This is a genomic window from Bacillus sp. T3, from assembly GCF_033449965.1.
Lineage (GTDB): Bacteria > Bacillota > Bacilli > Bacillales > Cytobacillaceae > Bacillus_BU.
The window spans coordinates 537,709-555,097 of record NZ_CP137761.1; the positions used below are offsets into that span (position 1 = coordinate 537,709).

Annotated in this window: 13 protein-coding genes and 2 pseudogenes; 11 read left to right on the forward strand and 4 right to left on the reverse strand. The window is 39.2% G+C overall.

The window, feature by feature from the left end:
- Positions 1 to 43 precede the first annotated feature (43 nt).
- The 5 genes and pseudogenes from RGF10_RS02760 (at position 44) to RGF10_RS23735 (ending at position 3,953) form a co-directional block, all read left to right on the forward strand.
- Positions 44 to 298, forward strand: coding sequence for a hypothetical protein (locus RGF10_RS02760; protein WP_412176673.1), 255 nt, complete (start codon positions 44 to 46; stop codon positions 296 to 298).
- On the forward strand, positions 285 to 470 hold the full coding sequence (locus RGF10_RS02765; protein ID WP_318507081.1) for a hypothetical protein: 186 nt from the start codon (positions 285 to 287) through the stop codon (positions 468 to 470). The genes RGF10_RS02760 and RGF10_RS02765 overlap by 14 nt, the downstream gene beginning before the upstream one ends.
- On the forward strand, positions 427 to 1,407 hold the full coding sequence (locus tag RGF10_RS02770) for a thiamine pyrophosphate-dependent enzyme (RefSeq protein WP_318507083.1): 981 nt from the start codon (positions 427 to 429) through the stop codon (positions 1,405 to 1,407). The genes RGF10_RS02765 and RGF10_RS02770 overlap by 44 nt, the downstream gene beginning before the upstream one ends.
- Before the next feature lie 395 nt (positions 1,408 to 1,802).
- Positions 1,803 to 2,273, forward strand: a pseudogene (locus RGF10_RS23730) (MCP four helix bundle domain-containing protein); the annotation flags it as partial.
- Positions 2,274 to 3,032: 759 nt separating this feature from the next.
- Positions 3,033 to 3,953, forward strand: coding sequence for a methyl-accepting chemotaxis protein (locus tag RGF10_RS23735; protein ID WP_412176710.1), 921 nt, complete (start codon positions 3,033 to 3,035; stop codon positions 3,951 to 3,953).
- Between the two features lie 351 nt (positions 3,954 to 4,304).
- Here the strand turns inward: RGF10_RS23735 and RGF10_RS02780 are convergent, their stop codons facing one another.
- Both RGF10_RS02780 and RGF10_RS02785 read right to left on the reverse strand, forming a co-directional pair.
- Positions 4,305 to 4,643, reverse strand: coding sequence for a hypothetical protein (locus RGF10_RS02780; protein WP_318507087.1), 339 nt, complete (start codon positions 4,641 to 4,643; stop codon positions 4,305 to 4,307).
- Between the two features lie 572 nt (positions 4,644 to 5,215).
- Entirely contained in the window at positions 5,216 to 5,539 is a 324-nt protein-coding gene (locus tag RGF10_RS02785; RefSeq protein ID WP_318507089.1) for a BC1872 family protein, read from the reverse strand.
- A gap of 384 nt (positions 5,540 to 5,923) precedes the next feature.
- Between RGF10_RS02785 and RGF10_RS02790 the strand changes: the two genes are divergently transcribed.
- Positions 5,924 to 6,217 (forward strand): hypothetical protein, encoded by a 294-nt coding sequence (locus tag RGF10_RS02790; protein ID WP_318507091.1) that lies wholly within the window; start codon positions 5,924 to 5,926, stop codon positions 6,215 to 6,217.
- Positions 6,218 to 6,497: 280 nt separating this feature from the next.
- Here RGF10_RS02790 and RGF10_RS02795 read toward each other — a convergent pair whose 3' ends face one another.
- Positions 6,498 to 7,349, reverse strand: a complete 852-nt coding sequence (locus RGF10_RS02795; RefSeq protein WP_318507093.1) for a TetR/AcrR family transcriptional regulator — start codon at positions 7,347 to 7,349, stop codon at positions 6,498 to 6,500.
- 100 nt (positions 7,350 to 7,449) lie between these two features.
- On the opposite strand from RGF10_RS02795, the gene RGF10_RS02800 reads away from it, so the two are divergent.
- Positions 7,450 to 10,536, forward strand: coding sequence for an efflux RND transporter permease subunit (locus RGF10_RS02800; RefSeq protein ID WP_318507095.1), 3,087 nt, complete (start codon positions 7,450 to 7,452; stop codon positions 10,534 to 10,536).
- 774 nt (positions 10,537 to 11,310) lie between these two features.
- Here the strand turns inward: RGF10_RS02800 and RGF10_RS02805 are convergent.
- A complete protein-coding gene (locus tag RGF10_RS02805; RefSeq protein WP_318507097.1) occupies positions 11,311 to 12,237 on the reverse strand; it encodes a nuclease-related domain-containing protein in 927 nt (308 codons plus the stop codon).
- 298 nt (positions 12,238 to 12,535) lie between these two features.
- On the opposite strand from RGF10_RS02805, the pseudogene ftsZ reads away from it, so the two are divergent.
- The 4 genes and pseudogenes from ftsZ to RGF10_RS02825 all read left to right on the forward strand — a co-directional run.
- A pseudogene (gene ftsZ, locus RGF10_RS02810) lies at positions 12,536 to 13,495 on the forward strand (cell division protein FtsZ); the annotation flags it as partial.
- A gap of 600 nt (positions 13,496 to 14,095) precedes the next feature.
- On the forward strand, positions 14,096 to 14,593 hold the full coding sequence (locus RGF10_RS02815; RefSeq protein WP_318507099.1) for a hypothetical protein: 498 nt from the start codon (positions 14,096 to 14,098) through the stop codon (positions 14,591 to 14,593).
- Between the two features lie 322 nt (positions 14,594 to 14,915).
- Entirely contained in the window at positions 14,916 to 16,514 is a 1,599-nt protein-coding gene (gene dcuS / locus RGF10_RS02820; RefSeq protein WP_318507100.1) for a DcuS/MalK family sensor histidine kinase, read from the forward strand.
- A 6-nt stretch (positions 16,515 to 16,520) separates the two neighbouring features.
- Complete coding sequence (locus tag RGF10_RS02825) at positions 16,521 to 17,237, forward strand: response regulator (RefSeq protein ID WP_318507102.1); 717 nt, start codon at positions 16,521 to 16,523, stop codon at positions 17,235 to 17,237.
- Positions 17,238 to 17,389 lie beyond the last annotated feature (152 nt).

Below are 17,389 nucleotides of genomic sequence, written 5' to 3' on the forward strand. Positions count from 1 at the left end.
AGTACCACTTGTTGTTGTCACTGTACTGTCCAATTTTAACAAAATGACGAGGGAATCAAGCTCGGAACTAAATTTTACTGGTGTAAATGTTCCGATTACGAAGCATATCTTTACGATTACTAACGTTGATGAAATCCAAATGATCATACAGCAAGCTGTCCAGGTAGCTGCTGAAGGGCGACCTGGTCCAGTGATCGTTGAAATAACTGATGGGGTACTCGCCCAACCTACACTGTTAAGCTGTTTTGATCTTCCAAATCCAAAACCGGCTGAAGCCTGTAAAAATGGCAAACGATAAAGCGTTCGCCAAGGCTGTTGAACTGATTGAACAGGCTAAGAAACCTGTGTTTTTCATTGGTGGTGGCGTAATCAGTTCCAGGTGCGGCAGAGGTTTTACGAGAGATTATCGAGCTGACAGGGATTCCAGTGGTCAGTTCATTAATGGGGCTTGGGGCGATGCGGGCAGCTGATCGTAATCACTTAGGAATGCTAGGAATGCATGGAACCTTTGCTTCAAACAAGGCAGTCCATCAAAGTGATCTATTGGTATCAATTGGAGTTCGGTTCAGCGATCGAGTAACTGGAAAAATCAGTGGTTTTTCACCAAAATCGAAAAAAATCCATGTGGATATTGATCCTGCTGAAATTAACAAAATCATACAGGTTGATTTGCCAATTGTTAGTGATGCGAATGATTTCCTTCAGTTTGTAAAAGAAAATCTTGATTTTGAACAGACCCAGTCAAACATCAAGGAATGGGCCGGGGTGACTTCGACGATGAAACGGATAGTCCCTCGTTTTGATAAATCCAATAGTATTTTGAGACCGCAAACGGTTATCCGGATGCTCGATGAATTTTCAGGTGAAGACACGGTTGTGGTTACTGATGTGGGACAGCATCAAATTTGGACCGCTAACCATTATCATTTTACAAAACCAAGAACGCTTGTGACATCTGGTGGATTAGGGACGATGGGTTATGGGCTGCCGGCAGCGATTGGAGCGATGGTTGGCAGTCCGATGAAGGAGGTTGTTTGTGTTTCTGGGGATGGAAGCTTTCAAATGAATCTCCAGGAATTGATTACGGCTGTTCATTATAAGCTTCCAATAAAAATCGCAATTATGAACAACGGGTATTTGGGCATGGTGCGCCAATGGCAGGAAATGTTCTATGATCGTCGTTATTCTTCAGTAAAAATGACCTCGCCAGATTTTGTTAAACTTGCTTGTGCCTATGGGGTTGAAGGCTATCGCGCTAATACAGAGGATGAAGCAAGGGAAGTTATCATGAAAGCCTTTCTTCACGACGGCCCAGCATTAATGGAGTTCAATGTAATCGAAGAGGAAAACGTCTACCCAATCGTCCCACCAAATCACAGCAACGACCAGCTTATTTTGTCAAAGTAACGGAAGCATTCTGGATGATTCTTGTGCTTCCAACGATTGCTATAATCTGATTCGATACTACATGTTTTGTATGAGATTTTGTGGTGGTCAAGTAAACAGAATAGTAACATTGAGCAGAAGCTTGTATCGGTAATGATCGAAACAATCTCTGCTTTTTGTTTGGGAAGGAAAGGATTAATTTGTATTTACCTTGATGATGATCTTTTTTGGTCACGCAAATCAAAAGTAATTTGCATTTTTCTTCCTTAAAAAAATTTTAAATTTATCAAAAACAATCAAAAAAAATCAAATAAAAAATGGTAATATAAATCTAATTGTTAAATATTTTTTTTACTAGATAAACACCCAATCACACTATTAAAAAAACTAACTTAGAATTTTGCAGGAGGATTAACATGTTTAAAAAGTTGTCAATAAAACAAATACAGTGGGCTAGTTACATTTCAATCTTAGTCATGCTATTCATCATTAGCACCACGTCTTTCCTTAGCTTCTCCAAAATGTCAGATTCGCTTGATCAGATTACCAAAAAGGAAGCGTTGAAGGGGAAAATTACCTCCGATCTAAATGATCTGATGACACAAATGAGACTTGATCTCGCAAACTATTTGCTTGAAAAGTCACAGGAAAATCGTCAGCGCTCACAGAAAGCGTTAAATGATGATATCGCGTCAATTAAAGAGAAAATTAAGGATTTGCGTCCATTACTTCCAGACTCAAGCTTAAAAAACCTTAATGAATTTGAGGGGAATTTCAACAAGTATACCAGTATGATTCCTTTAGCATTAGAAAAATACAATGAAGGAGACCAAACAGGCTTTGAAGATCTTTCTGTTGCCATGACACCGATTGGCGAAAAAGCACGTACAGAGCTTGCTAAGTTGCAAATAAAAATTGATAAATCAATGATAAATACCATTAAGGAAAATGATAACCAAATTTATATCAGTAAAATCACGATTGGTATTATCTCTGGAGTTGCAACGATCTTCAGTATTCTTATTGTTATTTCCGTTACAAGAATCATCGGGCGCTCAGTAACAGGTGTTGTAAAAAATGTGGGAATTACCACCAATTCAATAGAAGAAATCCTTCAAACAATTGGACAAACAGCTAAAGCTGCTAAAGAATTAGACCAGTCGATGGACAAAGCAAATCAATCCGTAAGTGAGCTCGTAGCCTCGATTCAACAGGTTGATGGGAATACAGTTGAAATATCATCTGGAGTGGAAGAAATCTCTGCTGCAATAGAACAGATGAGTACCTCCATCCACTTAGTTGCAGGTAGCGCAGGCCAACTTTCCCAGTCATCCGAAGAAACCTCTTCAGCAATTCAAGAAATGATGGCATCGATTGAGCAGGTCGCCCTAAGTATTGTAAATGCAAGTACTGGAGTTGACCAAATCTCTGCGGCTATTGAAGAAATGAGTAGTACCATTAAAGTCGTAAGTGGAAACGCAGTCAGTTTGACGGAAACTTCTGAAAAAACCTCAGAAACAGTTGAGGAAATGGTCGTCTCAATTAAGCAGGTTGCAGCTAGTACACAGACGGTGAACGAACTTAGTAACACTGTAAAGGGAGACGCGCTTGTTGGCATGAACTCCTTGAATGAAACATTGACGGGAATGAAGGAAATTTCGAATGTAATTGAACATGCTAGTAATGTAATTTCTGGATTGGGACGAAGCTCAGAGGAAATTGGCAGCATCATTCAAGTTATAGATGAAATTGCCGAACAAACCAATCTTTTGGCCTTAAATGCTGCAATTGAAGCGGCACGTGCCGGGGAACATGGCAAAGGGTTTGCAGTTGTTGCTGATGAAGTACGGAAATTAGCAGAGCGTTCAGCGAAGGCTACGAAAGAAATCGCCATCCTAATCAAAGGCATACAAGCTGAAACTGCAGTGGCAATCACCTCAATCAATGATGGTGCACATAAGGTGAAAATAGGAAATGAGCTTGCGGATAAAACAAATGAAGCAATCAAGAAAATTACAGAAGGAATCGCCAATGTAACGGAGGAAATGAATTATATTGCAAAAGCAACTGAGGAGCAAACGAAAAATAGTGAATTCATCATCAAAGCGGTTGAAAATGTTACGTCACAAGCGCTAGAAATGACTCATTCAACTAAACAACAATCGATTGCAGCGGAAGAAATTGTGAAGGGAATCATTAATACAAAGGACCAGATGCATCAAATCTCGCTAGCGACGGGTGAACAAGCTCAGGGAAGCATGGCCATCGTCAACGCAGTCGAAAATGTAACCTCACATTCGAATACAGTAAGCTACGCAGCGACCGAACAGGCTCTAACTGCTCAGGAAATCGTAAAAAATATTAATCTAATTAAAGAAATGGTTCATCAAATGACAATTGCAACTAAAGAACAATCTTCATATGGACAAGATATTGCATTCGAGGTCGAAAAAGTCCGCAAACAAACAAAAGATCTCGAGGCCAGCATCGAAATCCAAACAAAAGAAGCGGAAGAAGTCGCTCAAGCCATCGAAGGCGTCCACACTCAAATGGAAAAGCTAAAATAGGGTGTTTATTCTGGTTGGTGAGTACTTGCACGGAATTTAATTATAGGAAGACTGGGGTAAAAGATTAAGAAAAGAGCAAAGATGGTGACGGCCAATGGCACACCAATCTTTGCTCTTTTTCATTTTATTAGGAAGAACTTTGTGGCTAGATAGAACAGCGCAAGTGACACTCAGCTCATCTTTTTGATTATTAGGTTCATAAATGAATGGAAATCGAGTGGACCTTATTTTTGTTTAAACAGATCAAGGAAGGCGTGGTAGATCTCTACGCCCTGAAACCAAAATAGGCTTGTTGCTGTAAGGGAAAAAGCTGTAATCATAACATAACGAACCCACATATTGATTCCTCCTTTATTTTGTTTGCAAAAATAAAGGAGCATTGATCACATAATTCGATTGAAAAAAGACAGGTATAAGGAAAAAAACGCTTAAGCACAAGAATGCAAATAGAAATATTATAAAGAAAATGGATATAAGTGAATAGGTAAGGTCAATCGCTTGAGTTGCAATGATTGGAGATTTCTTATTATCGTCACTCTTTAATTGATAGGGCTCTTCCTTTTCATCACTAATGACCAGTTTCACGGTTTTGTCTGTTTGATCCGCTCTAACGTTGCTGTAGCAATGGCAAATAGTAAACACCAAGAAAACCGAGAGCAAAAGGAATGAGGAGAACCGACTTTGCTTCAATGCAACCCACTCCCTTAAGAAGAGATATGAAGATTATGAGATTAAAGATGATTGGTGATTTTTATCATAACTCCTGTGGTAATAATTGAAAAGAAAAACAATTAGACAAATTTTGAACCTTCTTCATGCATTTAAAACATTACGCCGTAATATTTTGTTGAAAAAAGTTCGGATTCGTCTGTCCTAATCTATGATTGGTTTTTGAATGGACATATAAGACTTTATTTTGCAAAAATCCCCTTAATGCTGTCCTTAGGAGGACACAGGATGCCTTATTTAGTTTAAATCCATTGAATAAAGCCAATCAATTATCAAATAGCGAATTTGTTGTCCACTTAGCCTGTTAAAATAGCGCTTTGTGTAAAGATAACGGAACGGATGTCCGCTCCCTCAGGTGGAAATCATTTTTGAGCTCAGGTTAATAAAAAGAGGCAAATCATCTAATCACGTTAGATGGTTTGCCTCTTTCATTATTCTAAAAATCAGTTGAATAATATATATATAAGTCCAAATCCGAAGCGGAAGGAAAGATTCCATGCTAAGTTGTATGTGAAATCAATCCCAGCTGCCGATTAGCACAATTTTTGCCAAAGTCTGTTGCTAACTGTCATCGAGTGTTGTTCGATGATGGAGTACGCTGCATTGGTGATGGCTTGAGGTAATGTTTCACCAGTAGCGTGAATATCGTTAAAGGATACATCTGAATATCCGTGTGTTTTAAAGGTAAAGCCAAATTCTCTTAATTTATCAACAATGATCATGGCGTGATCTAGGCTTTCCTCAGGCTGGAATTCGGTTTCATGAATAAACTCGCCTTTCTCATAATCATACCAACGATCCCATCTGTTTAACTTCCAACCTAGAATTCTACGAGCAATTGAATCTGTTTTGTTCATAATATAATCCCCTTTTTTATTATTTTCCTTAGAACAATGTTTCTAAATCTTTCCCCAAAAACTAGTAACAGATGCCAACTTTGCCATAATAGGCTGTTTCGATTGTTTTGCAAACTCAAATTGCTGCTCCAAATTCAAAATCCTAATTAGTTGTTTTATAACAGTTTGTTAATTGTTTTTTATTATATAACACACTTAAGGAATCGACAATATATTATTTTGATTTTTTTGAAATTTAGGCAAAATTACCCTTGTGATGTGGAAATAATTAAGTGATTGCTAGTGGAGCGCAGGGACGTACTCGTGTTTTTACTAATATTTATTTTTTTGTTTTGTTCCGATTTAGTTTCTGCATCATAAGCTTTAGTTATAAGGGGTGGTGCAATGAACAAGGATTATTATGATGTCGAGACACTGAAGCATATTAGGAACAAACTTGATTATATTTACTCAATTGCCAAAAGTAACAATCATGACAACCCTGAATTAATGGACACCATTGAAAATCTAGCATTGATAGCAAATATGTTTGCAAACATTCATATTAAAGCGTTAAACAACCAAACTGTGACAGCATCCCCTCAAGGCTACATTCTGGCCAAACTGTCTAACTCTTACTCGAGAATGAAAGGCTATGAAAAACGAAAAGAGGATGATTTTCAAAGTTGGGAGCTTTAGGACTAGAAAAACGTACTATTCCAGCTTTTGTTCTTTTAGGAAATAGGTAGATCAAAGTAATAAGCCTGCCCACCTTAAAAAATGACAATCTTTTTTCGTGTATAAAGGTGAAAACCGTTGGGAGAATGGAGCCTAATATAGTTTTAATCAAACGATTGATTAAAATTGGTTTCCCGGGAAATTGGTCGAAATGGGTGGAAGGGTGGAGAGGTTTAACTGAAGTAAGGTAGTAATCATGTTGAAAGAGGCTAACCACATCTACAATGGTTAGCCTCTTTTTTTATGAAGGAAGCAAAAGCTTCGTCCCTATGCTTTCTCTTAACAAATAAGCAATCCACTTACAGTGCGGATGGTTACGAATGTTTTCGAGAAGGCCGATGACGATGGCGCGGTTCATGGTTGGTTCTATGATTTGCCCACGCAACAGCACCAATGATTCTTTTTCGACCGATTCTTCCATTTCGGCGATTTTTTGATCGATGATTTCGAGCAGTCCTTCCTTCGTTATGGTTTCTGTCAGCGGTTGTTTCAGAATTTCGATTTTCTCCTGTGAAAGAAAGGATATCGTTGTGTGGTTCGCGAGCAGGTTTGTTTTTTCAGCGAGCGATTTAGCTAAAAGCTCTACGTCCACAGGAAAACTATAAAATAAAAATAGGTGTGCATAGGTTTTCATAAACCCTTTAATGCAACAAATTAAATCATATTTAACAGCATCGATTGACTCACCATACAGCCTTTCAAGCATCAAAAGAATACTATTATCAATGAGCCGGTCGTAATAGTTAATTTTCCTGAAGAACTCCTCATTGTTAAAGGAGTACGTTTGATCTTTTACAAAGATTTTGGCGAAATCGGAATGTTTTTGATAGGTCTGATAGATTTTAAAATAAAAATCATATAAAAGAACATCTTTGTTAGAATTTCTGACTATATAGTCAATGTCCGAAGTGCTCTGAACCATAAAGTGGTCAATTAAGGCCAAAATCAATTCGTCCTTTGACTTAAACGACAGATAAAAAGCACCCTTGGAAATACCGCAATAGTCCGTGATTTGTTGAACAGTGGTTGCTTCGAAACCTTGTTTGGCAAAGAGCTCGATTGCTTTCTCCATAATTAATTGTTTTTTAATCATTTTTTAATATCTCTCCTATGGTTCTTTAGTTGACAAATGACCCGTTAGTCATTAGTATAAGAAATTGAGCTAGACAAGTCAATTAAGGGTAGGTGTAAGTGTGAAAGGTTTAGTTAATTTTGTCCTGAAAAATAAACTAGCAGTATGGTTGCTTACGATAATCATAACAGCTTCCGGAATTTATTCTGGAACACAAATGAAAACTGAGACAATACCTGATATTTCTATTCCTTATTTAATGGTCATGGATGTTTATCCAGGAGCGACACCTGAAAAGGTAATGGAAGATGTGTCCATGCCAATCGAGAAAGCCGTCGAAGGTCTAGAAAATGTAAAATTCGTTTATTCTAACTCTTATTCTAATATGTCCAGTATTCAAGTGGAATACGAATATGGAATTGATATGGACGAGGCAAAGCGAGCACTTGAGGCAGCATTAGATAATGTGAAGTTACCTGAAGTTGCACAAGAGCCGACTGTCACGGCAATTAGTATGAACATGATGCCTGTTGTCGCACTTAGTGTCAGCAGCACGACTGAGGATATTGTGAGATTAACCAATACTGTTGAGGATGTATTACTTCCTAAAATCGAGAAGATTGACGGGGTTGCTTCTGCGACAATCACAGGCCAACATATCGAAGAGGTTCAACTAACCTATGATAAAGCAAAAATGGCTGAGCTCGGCATAACAGAAGATACAGTCAAACAAATGATTCAAGCCAGTGATATGGCTGTTTCATTAGGTTTATACGAATTCAAAGAAGGTGAACAGGCTGTTTCTGTTGACGGCAAGTTCATGACTGCTGATGAACTGAAGGGAATGATGATTCCTGTCACACCATCTGCAACTAACCCGGTTCCATTTGTAAAATTAAGCGATATTGCAAAAGTTGAAATGGTTGGGAAAGTCCAATCTGTTTCCCGCACAAATGGTGAAAATGCGATTGCAATCCAAATTGTTAAAGAACAAGAAGCGAACACAGTTGATGTTGTTAATAAAGTGAAAGACTTAGCAAAAGAACAAAAGAAGAAAATCGATGGTCTTGTTATCGATGTCTCACTTGACCAAGGTAAGCCTATCGAAGAATCCGTATCGACAATGGTTGAAAAAGCAGTATTTGGTGGAGCAATCGCTGTCCTAATTATTCTGCTATTCCTTCGTGATTTTAAATCAACGATTATTTCAATCGTTTCCATTCCAGTTTCGATTTTTATGGCCATGTTGATCATCCACTGGTTGGAAATTACATTAAATATTATGACGCTCGGGGCCATCACGGTTGCCATCGGTCGTGTAATCGATGACTCGATCGTCGTGGTCGAAAATATTTATCGCCGTCTTCATTTAAAAGAGGAAAAGTTAAACGGTCGTGCGTTAGTGCGTGAAGCAACAATTGAGATGTTCAAGCCAATCCTGTCCTCTACACTTGTAACGGTTGCCGTTTTCGCACCATTAATCTTTGTGGGCGGAATGGTTGGAGAGTTGTTTGCACCGTTCGCGTTAACGATGACGTTTGCATTGGGAGCTTCCCTCATTGTTGCAATTACGATCGTACCGGCATTAGCTCATTTCTTATTTAAGAAAAAGCTTTATACCGAAAAAACCGAAAGTAGTCATAAAGAGGCAGGAAAATTAGCGAACTGGTACAAGCGTGTGCTAGCTTGGACTTTAAACCACAAAATTATTACGTCTGTTTTGGCTATTGTCTTATTAGCAGGAAGCCTGGCGTTAACGCCCATCATCGGCTTTAGTTTTATGGGAAGCGAAGAAGATAAAGTGATGTATCTAACGTATACTCCTGGTGCTGGTGAGCTTAAGGAAGAAACGTTAGAAAACGTAGCAAAAGTAGAAGAAAAGATGCTTAAACGCGATGATATTAATATTGTTCAAATTTCCGTTACAGAAGCCGGTGACCCAACAGCTGCGATGATGGGTGGCGGAGGCGACGGTGCATTAATGTACCTCATCTTTGACCCGGACATGGAAAACTTCTCAGAAGTGCGCGATGACATCGAGGATTATGTAGCAAACATTGACCAGTCAGGTGAATGGAAGAGCCAGAAATTCGGATCTATGGGCGGGGTAGCATCAAATGAAGTCAGCTATACCTTCTACAGTGAAAATCTAGATAAACTATATGATTCCGTTGAAAAAGTCGAAAAGGTTATGAAAAAGAGCGACCGTTTAAAGGATGTTACTTCAAGTGCGGAGGCGGCATATGTAGAATACACCTTTGAGGTCGAGCAAAACAAGCTCTTGCAATATGGTTTAACAACGGGTCAAATCGTTATGATGTTAAACCCAATGAAATCGCAAGATGTGTTAACAACGATTGAAAAAGACGGAGACAACCTAGATGTCATCGTTCAGCAAGAACAAACGAAAACACCAAAATCAATCGATGAGCTTTTGGCTACTCCTGTTCCAACTGCTGTTGGTGGTGTGATGCCTTTATCACAGCTGGTTGAAGTGAAGGAAGGCACCACTTTTAATACACTTGCGCGCAGTAAAGGCGAATACTACGCAACCGTTTCTGGTACAGCCATCGGCGAAGATATTTCGAAAGCAACATCCGAAGTGAAAAAAGAGATAGATAAGCTAGATTTACCGAAAGGCGTTGAAATTGGCGTTGCCAGTGTTCAAGCAGACATGACTGAAACCTTTACGCAGCTTGGAGTTGCTATGCTTGCGGCCATCGCGATTGTTTACTTCATCTTAGTGGTGACATTTGGTGAAGGTCTTGCACCATTTGCCATTCTATTCTCGTTACCGTTCGCCGTAATCGGGTCCTTCGTCGGATTATTGATCGCCGGCGAAACCATCTCCGTATCGGTCATGATGGGTCTATTAATGTTAATCGGTATCGTCGTCACAAACGCAATTGTGTTGGTGGATCGAATCATCCACATGGAGCGCGGCGGAATGGAGATGCGCGAAGCGATTCTCGAAGCGGGTGCAACGCGTCTACGCCCAATCTTAATGACGGCGATTGCCACAATCGGTGCATTAATTCCACTAGCAATTGGCTCTGGCGGTGGCGGCCTAATTTCTAAAGGTCTCGGAATCACCGTAATCGGCGGTTTGACCAGCTCCACGCTATTAACCCTGATTATTGTGCCAATTGTATACGAAGTGTTGTCAAAAATGCTAAAGAAAAACCGTCGAGAAATTCAAGAAAACTAGGAAGTGGGGGACGCGGGTCTCATGCTCCTGTTTGGGAATATAAGTATTGGTGCTTGCTAAGAAAAGCCGCTACAAATTGTTGGTTAATTTGTGGCGGTTTTTTCTATTGTTATGAAAATTAGCGAACATATAGCTATCAAACAAAACAGAAGCTAGAAAAATAATCGATAAAGAAGAGCTATTGACCAAAACGATGATTCGGCCAGAAGAAAAGTAGTCAATAAAGAGGCTCTATTGACCAAAACGAAGACGTGGCCCGAAGAAAAGTGGTCAATAAAGAGTGTCTATTGACCAAATGAAACGAAGACGTGGCCCGAAGAAAAGTGGTCAATAAAGAGTGTCTATTGACCAAAACGAAGGCCAGGGCAAGGAGAAAAGTGGTTAATAAAGAGTGTCTATTGACCAAAACGAAGACGTGGCCCGAAGAAAAGTGGTCAATAAAGAGTGTCTATTGACCAAAACTATGATCGAGCCCGAAGAAAAGTGGTCAATGAAGAGGCTCTATTGACCAAAACGAAGACCTGGCCAGAAAAAAGTGGTCAATAAAGAGGCTCTATTGACCAAAACGAAGACCCAGCCCGAAGAAAGTGGTCAATAAAGAGTGTCTATTGACCAAAACAAAGACTTGGTAATCAGCATATTCTTAAGAGTTCACTTAAGAATATGCTGATCTCTACAACACACTCCGAATATAAGGTTTACAAAAAGCTACCAACGCCAACCCTCAAATATACATGCTGATGGTTAATAACGACCATAACGAAACATAATCAATTAAGGATCATTTTCCTCGAAATAAGCAAATTTGCAGTTTCCTATTTTTTGATAGTGATTTAATAATATTCTTCTTAAATTCCTTTTCGCAACAACTCCCCCACACCACTCCCAAACCATTCTGGTCGACACCTTTATCCCTGGAAAAAGCAGTCTTAGCTCCTCTATATTTCGAACAACAGCTAAGCTAATGTCTTCAGCCTGACCACAAATACCACAAACAAGCCTTCTCCCAACGATATTCACATACAAAGATCCGCAACAGGCACTAATAAATCCTTTACGCACTGTGTCAAATGTATACGGTGGAAGTTTGTCGTATGGTGGCTCAATAATGTGTGCTTGAAGTAAAAATTCAGCAAGTTCTCTGTGCTTTCCGTTTAATAGACTGGGTCTGGTATCTAAATTTCGTAAAAATCGATTGAGTTGTGAATGAAAGATAATTTGTTTATTTGTAGGGGCCTGATATAACTGAAATTCTGAATTGATAAAAACCAGGTATCTTTCTGTGGGGATATTAAATCCGTTTTTTAGGAGAAATTCTCGGAGCAGCGTATCACTACGGTTTAACTGGTGCAGCGGGTTAGGCCTTTTTTTGGTGGTCCCAAAGTAGTAAAAATTATCTTCGTGGTAAACATAATCTCCTTGTAAATTTTTAACCTCGCATGGAAATAACGTTTCCTGTGCAATCATTAGATTATCAATTTGAAATTGACTTCCTCCACATTCTAACAGTAAATCATTTAATACGAAAAATTTGTCGCTGATCCCGGCATCAGTGAGCTGGGCATCAAACTTTACTTCCCCTTCATAGCCTTTGACTAGGTTTGACAAGCGTTGTTTTGAAGCAGGAGGCAAGTTCATTCGCACATTAAGCTTCTTTAATATCTGCAATTCTTTGGATTCCTGACAGTTTTTATAAGCCATGTTTCACATCCTTCCTCAAATACTATCTTTATTTTATAAAATCAATCTGACCAATTTTGTGAAAATTACGTGAATTATTAGATTTTGTTAAGGAGTTACATTCCAATTTGATGTCAAGATATTGCAGAACATGGCGTTCATGTTACAAACATTAAAGTTTATTTACTTTAAACTGTATTAAATGGAAAATATATTTTCCTATTTTATACTTAGTAATATTGAAAACTTCTTTCTTTTTAAAATAAATAGATTAAAAAAATAAATCAAATCGTAGCCAAATTCAGGGGGGCAAATATTAATGTTTGAGTATGATACAGATTTAGAACCATCAGCAAAAATCAAAGTAATCGGTGTTGGCGGTGGCGGAGGTAATGCGGTTAACCGGATGATTGAAGATGGGGTCGAGGGAGTAGAATTTATTACCGTTAATACGGACGCACAAGCACTAAAACAGTCAAAGGCACCCATCACAATGCAAATTGGTTCAGCATTGACAAGAGGCCTCGGCGCAGGTGCTAATCCTGAAGTGGGAAAAAAGGCAGTTGAAGAAAGTGAAAAGGAAATACAGGAAGTATTAAAAGGTGCAGACATGGTATTTGTTACGGCTGGAATGGGCGGTGGTACAGGTACTGGTGCGGCACCCGCCATTGCTCGAATTGCGCGGGGGCTTGGGGCGCTTACAATTGGTGTCGTTACACGACCGTTCAAATTTGAAGGTCGTAAGCGGGCAAAAAATGCAGAAATGGGGATCGAAGCGATAGGCAATGCGGTCGACACCTTAATCATTATTCCCAATGATCGCTTATTGGATATTGTTGATAAACGTACTCCGATGCTTCAGGCTTTTCGTGAGGCGGATAATGTGCTACGACAAGGTGTTCAAGGGATTTCGGATTTAATTGCTGTACCGGGTTTAATCAATCTTGATTTTGCTGATGTGAAGACAATTATGTCCAATCGCGGTACAGCTATTATGGGAATTGGAGTTGCAACAGGCGAAAATCGTGCAGCTGAAGCGGCTAAAAAGGCGATATTAAGTCCATTGCTAGAAACATCGATTACCGGTGCACAAGGTGTGCTAATGAACATTACCGGCGGCAGAAATTTAAGTTTATTTGAAGTACAAGAGGCTGCTGATATTGTTTCTTCTGCCTCACATGAAGAGCTAAATATGATTTTTGGTTCAGTTATTAACGAAAACCTAGATAAGGAAATTATCGTCACTGTAATCGCAACTGGGTTTGCTCAACAGTCAAAGTCAAAAAATGCAACATCTGGCTCAGCAGAAGAAGATGCAACGTATTCACAATTTAACGAACAGCGAAGACAGTCAGCTCCTCGAGAATATCGTGACCTATCACAAGGGTACAGCGATCAACCCCAATACCGTGAACCGTCACAGGGGTACAGTGATCAACCCCAATACCGTGAACCGACACAGGGGTACAGCGATCAACCCCAATACCGTGAACCGTCACAGGGTTACAGCGATCAAACCCAATATCGTCACACATCAAAAGGATACAGCGAGCAAGCTCCACAAGTGTATCATGAACCAACACATGAATATACGAATGCAAGAGAAGATTATGAATCGGAACGAGAGTATAATCGTCGCATTCGAGATCAAGATCAAGAACAACAGCAAAAGAACGATGACACTCTAGATACTCCATCGTTCCTAAGAAAGCGCCGATTTAGATAATTCAAGGACAGAGAAATCCATCTTCATCCCCCTAGCCACCATCGAATTTGTGAAAAAAACATACCAACCATTTTAATCAAACCTTTCATTCTTTATAATTAAGGTTAATGAAAGGAAGCAGAGGGATGGTTCTCGGCTGTAAGGGGGAGAATAATGGTTTCCGTAAAATCAATGAAGATTGATGGTCAAGATATACATATTTTTAATAGTGCAATTTATATATATGAATCAAGCAATGGGCAGACGTTGCAGTTGGATGTGATTGTCAGTGAGGTTGTATTAAAGAAATACAAGGATGAAGAAAGCCTGATTATTGGAGTAGAGCTGGAGGATGGTAGAATTATTAGCTCGATTATGCTCCTAAACACACTGCCTGGGGGTCTGCCTCAGCTTAATTTAGTTTGTGAGCTAGATGAACAGGAATATAATGAATACGATGATTTCGAGCGAGTCGATGAAAATAACGCTCAGTTTCCGAACGTAGAAGCGGGGATAACCCTTGAAGAAATAAGAAAAGTTGAGATGCCCAATGAAAAAATCAACTTAAAACTCACGCTGCCAATTGATCAAGTTGAATGGCTTAAAACACAAAAAACTAAAGATCTAAATAACCTATTCAAACAACTACTCTACGAATTAATGAAGGACTAAGAAACATAGGGACGGTTCTTGAGATTCCCCCGCTACCAGAATGGGAAGAACTGCCCTCGTGTTTCCGAGCTATCCAGATTGGGAAGAACTGCCCCCATGTTTCTGACTATCCAGAATTGAAAGAACCTCCCCCATGCTTCAGAGCTTTCCAGAATGGGAAGAACTGCCCAGCGTTCTTCCAACCCTTTCCACCTCCTCGCTTCCTTTACATATTTATTCACTTAATTGCAACAATTAAATGCGAAAAATATCACATTTCCTCTTACAATAAAGAAAGTCATTAGAAAATTGCATCCTATGTGAAGACGGAGTTGACATTGAAATGAAAAAACGAAAGAAGCTTCGTTTGCAAACGACGATCACCCTGCTTGTCACAGCCGTAATATGCACTTGTTTTTTAGTTGCCTATATTTCAAGCATTCAATATGTTAAATCGACCACATTATCCAAAATTGAAGAAAAGGCCAGAGATATTTCGAGGACCGTTGCGATGTCGCAAGTTGTCATTAATGGGCTTTCCCACAAAGAGGACGAAGACAAGATACAGCCTTATGCAGAAAAAATCCGCAAGGCAACAGATGTCCGATTTGTCGTCGTTTTAGACATGAATGGAGTTAGAAAATCCCATCCACTCACGAATAAAATTGGCAAAAAGTTTGTAGGTGGCGACGATAAACCTGTATACAAGGGGAAAGAGAATTTTTCGATTGCCAAAGGAACTTTAGGGATGTCCCTCCGTTTCTTTACCCCCGTTTATGATGAAAAAGGAAATCAGATTGGTGCTGTGGCAGTCGGAATTGCCATAGATGAAGTTCAAGAACAAATGGATAAAACTAGTAAAAATATCTATATTAGTGCTCTTATTGGATTATTAGTCGGCATTATCGGAGCCGTTTTTTTAGCGAAAAAGGTAAAACGAATCATGTTTGGCATGGAGCCTGATGAGATTGCAAACTTGCTCGAGCAAAGAAGTGCCATGCTGAAAAACGTACGTGAAGGTGTCCTAGCTGTGGAACAAACAGGCACGATCACTCTTTTAAACCAAGAAGCGGAACGATTACTAAAAAATATTTCGTCCAATGATCAATTTGATGGAAAAAAAGTGGATGATATATTGCCGAACTCCCATATCAGTACCGTATTAGAAACAGGCCTGAAACTGCTCGATCAGGAATATTCCTATAAAGGGCTTGTGATTGTTATGAATATCGTGCCGATTACCGTTGATGATCAAATTGTTGGTGCAGTCGCAACATTCCGTGATAAGAGTGAAATGAAGCTAATGGCGGAGCAGCTTACCAGTGTCCGCTTATATGCAGAAGCTTTGCGAGCTCAAACCCATGAATTTATGAATAAGCTTCATGTCATAGTCGGGTTAGTACAATTAGAATTATATGATCAAATCTTAGGTTATGTGAGGGACCTAAAGGAACAGAGTATTTCGGCAGCTGATTTCTTTACAAAAAATATTAAAGATCCTGTTCTCTCCGGATTTTTGTTAGGTAAGGTTAGCTATGCCAGAGAAAAAGGATCTGAACTGAAGTTTACGGATGAAACCTTTTTGCCTACACCAAAAAACAAAGATATCGTGAAGGATTTGGTGACCATCCTTGGGAATTTGATTGATAACGCTCTAGATGCTTTAGCCTATTGTGAAAATAATGAAGTGATCGTTGAAATCATCCCGATTTCGGATGGAGAATTATCGATTACTGTAATGGATAATGGTATAGGAATGAGCCCTGAGGTTCAAAAGAGCATCTTTGAAAAAGGGTTTTCAACCAAGGGGGCAAACAGGGGGTTCGGGTTATATTTAGTATTCCAAAGCATCAAGGAGTTGAATGGCAGGATTTCAATTTCCTCAGAAGAAGGTACTGGAACAAAGATAAACGTTATTATTCCATTTGAAAAACAGGAGTGATTCAGGATGATTCGTACAATCATTGTTGAAGACGATCCGATGGTAGCCCAAATCAATTCGCTTTATCTTGGAAAAATAGACGGGTACGAGCTGGTGGCAGCTGTGCCAACAGTCCAAGACGCACTTCCGATTATTGAAAGAGATCAAGTAGACCTCATCTTATTAGATATTTACATGCCTGGAGAGGACGGCTGGAGCTTGTTATCGAAGATTCGCTGGCTAGGTCAGGGGATTGATGTCATTATTATCTCTGCCGCAAATGACAAAGAAAGTATAAAAAAAGCAATTCGTTACGGAGCAGTCGATTACTTGATTAAGCCATTCGAGTTTGAACGCTTTCATACAGCATTAACCTCTTATAAAGAGGATCAGGTATTTATTGATGAACAGGAAGAACTCAGTCAAAATGATCTCGATAATTTGCTGTTGCATAAAGAACAGCATCATGTCGCTTGTACGGAGCTACCAAAAGGATTAACGAAAAACACGTTAAAGCTTATATGGGAAAAGATGCTTGAACATCAGGCAGAAGTGTTCTCAACTGAAGAAATGGCTCAGCTTGTCGGAATATCTCGAGTATCGATGAGAAAATATCTTTTCTTTTTTGCCGACATTCATATTATTGAAACAGAGATTGTTTACGGTGCTATCGGCAGACCCATTTTCAAACACAAAATCGTCAACCTTGACCATCAACTAATTGAAAAATATTTAACAAGCTAGGGTAGGAGAATTAATCTCCTGCCCTTTTTTTGTGCAGGGAGACTTGTCCTCTGCTTCCAACTCAAAAGGAAGCAAGAGAAAAGTCCCCCTGCTTTCTTTAGTTACAAAACTCTTTATATATTTTCATAAACTATTATGTTTTTGGCTAATTG

Coding starts and splice junctions, on each gene's coding strand:
- dcuS (WP_318507100.1), top strand. CDS start 14,916: ATGAAAAAACGAAAGAAGCTTCGTTTGCAAACGACGATCACCCTGCTT.
- RGF10_RS02760 (WP_412176673.1), top strand. CDS start 44: ATGACGAGGGAATCAAGCTCGGAACTAAATTTTACTGGTGTAAATGTT.
- RGF10_RS02765 (WP_318507081.1), top strand. CDS start 285: ATGGCAAACGATAAAGCGTTCGCCAAGGCTGTTGAACTGATTGAACAG.
- RGF10_RS02795 (WP_318507093.1), bottom strand. CDS start 7,349: ATGATTAAAAAACAATTAATTATGGAGAAAGCAATCGAGCTCTTTGCC.
- RGF10_RS02790 (WP_318507091.1), top strand. CDS start 5,924: ATGAACAAGGATTATTATGATGTCGAGACACTGAAGCATATTAGGAAC.
- RGF10_RS02785 (WP_318507089.1), bottom strand. CDS start 5,539: ATGAACAAAACAGATTCAATTGCTCGTAGAATTCTAGGTTGGAAGTTA.
- RGF10_RS02825 (WP_318507102.1), top strand. CDS start 16,521: ATGATTCGTACAATCATTGTTGAAGACGATCCGATGGTAGCCCAAATC.
- RGF10_RS23735 (WP_412176710.1), top strand. CDS start 3,033: ATGAAGGAAATTTCGAATGTAATTGAACATGCTAGTAATGTAATTTCT.
- RGF10_RS02805 (WP_318507097.1), bottom strand. CDS start 12,237: ATGGCTTATAAAAACTGTCAGGAATCCAAAGAATTGCAGATATTAAAG.
- RGF10_RS02815 (WP_318507099.1), top strand. CDS start 14,096: ATGGTTTCCGTAAAATCAATGAAGATTGATGGTCAAGATATACATATT.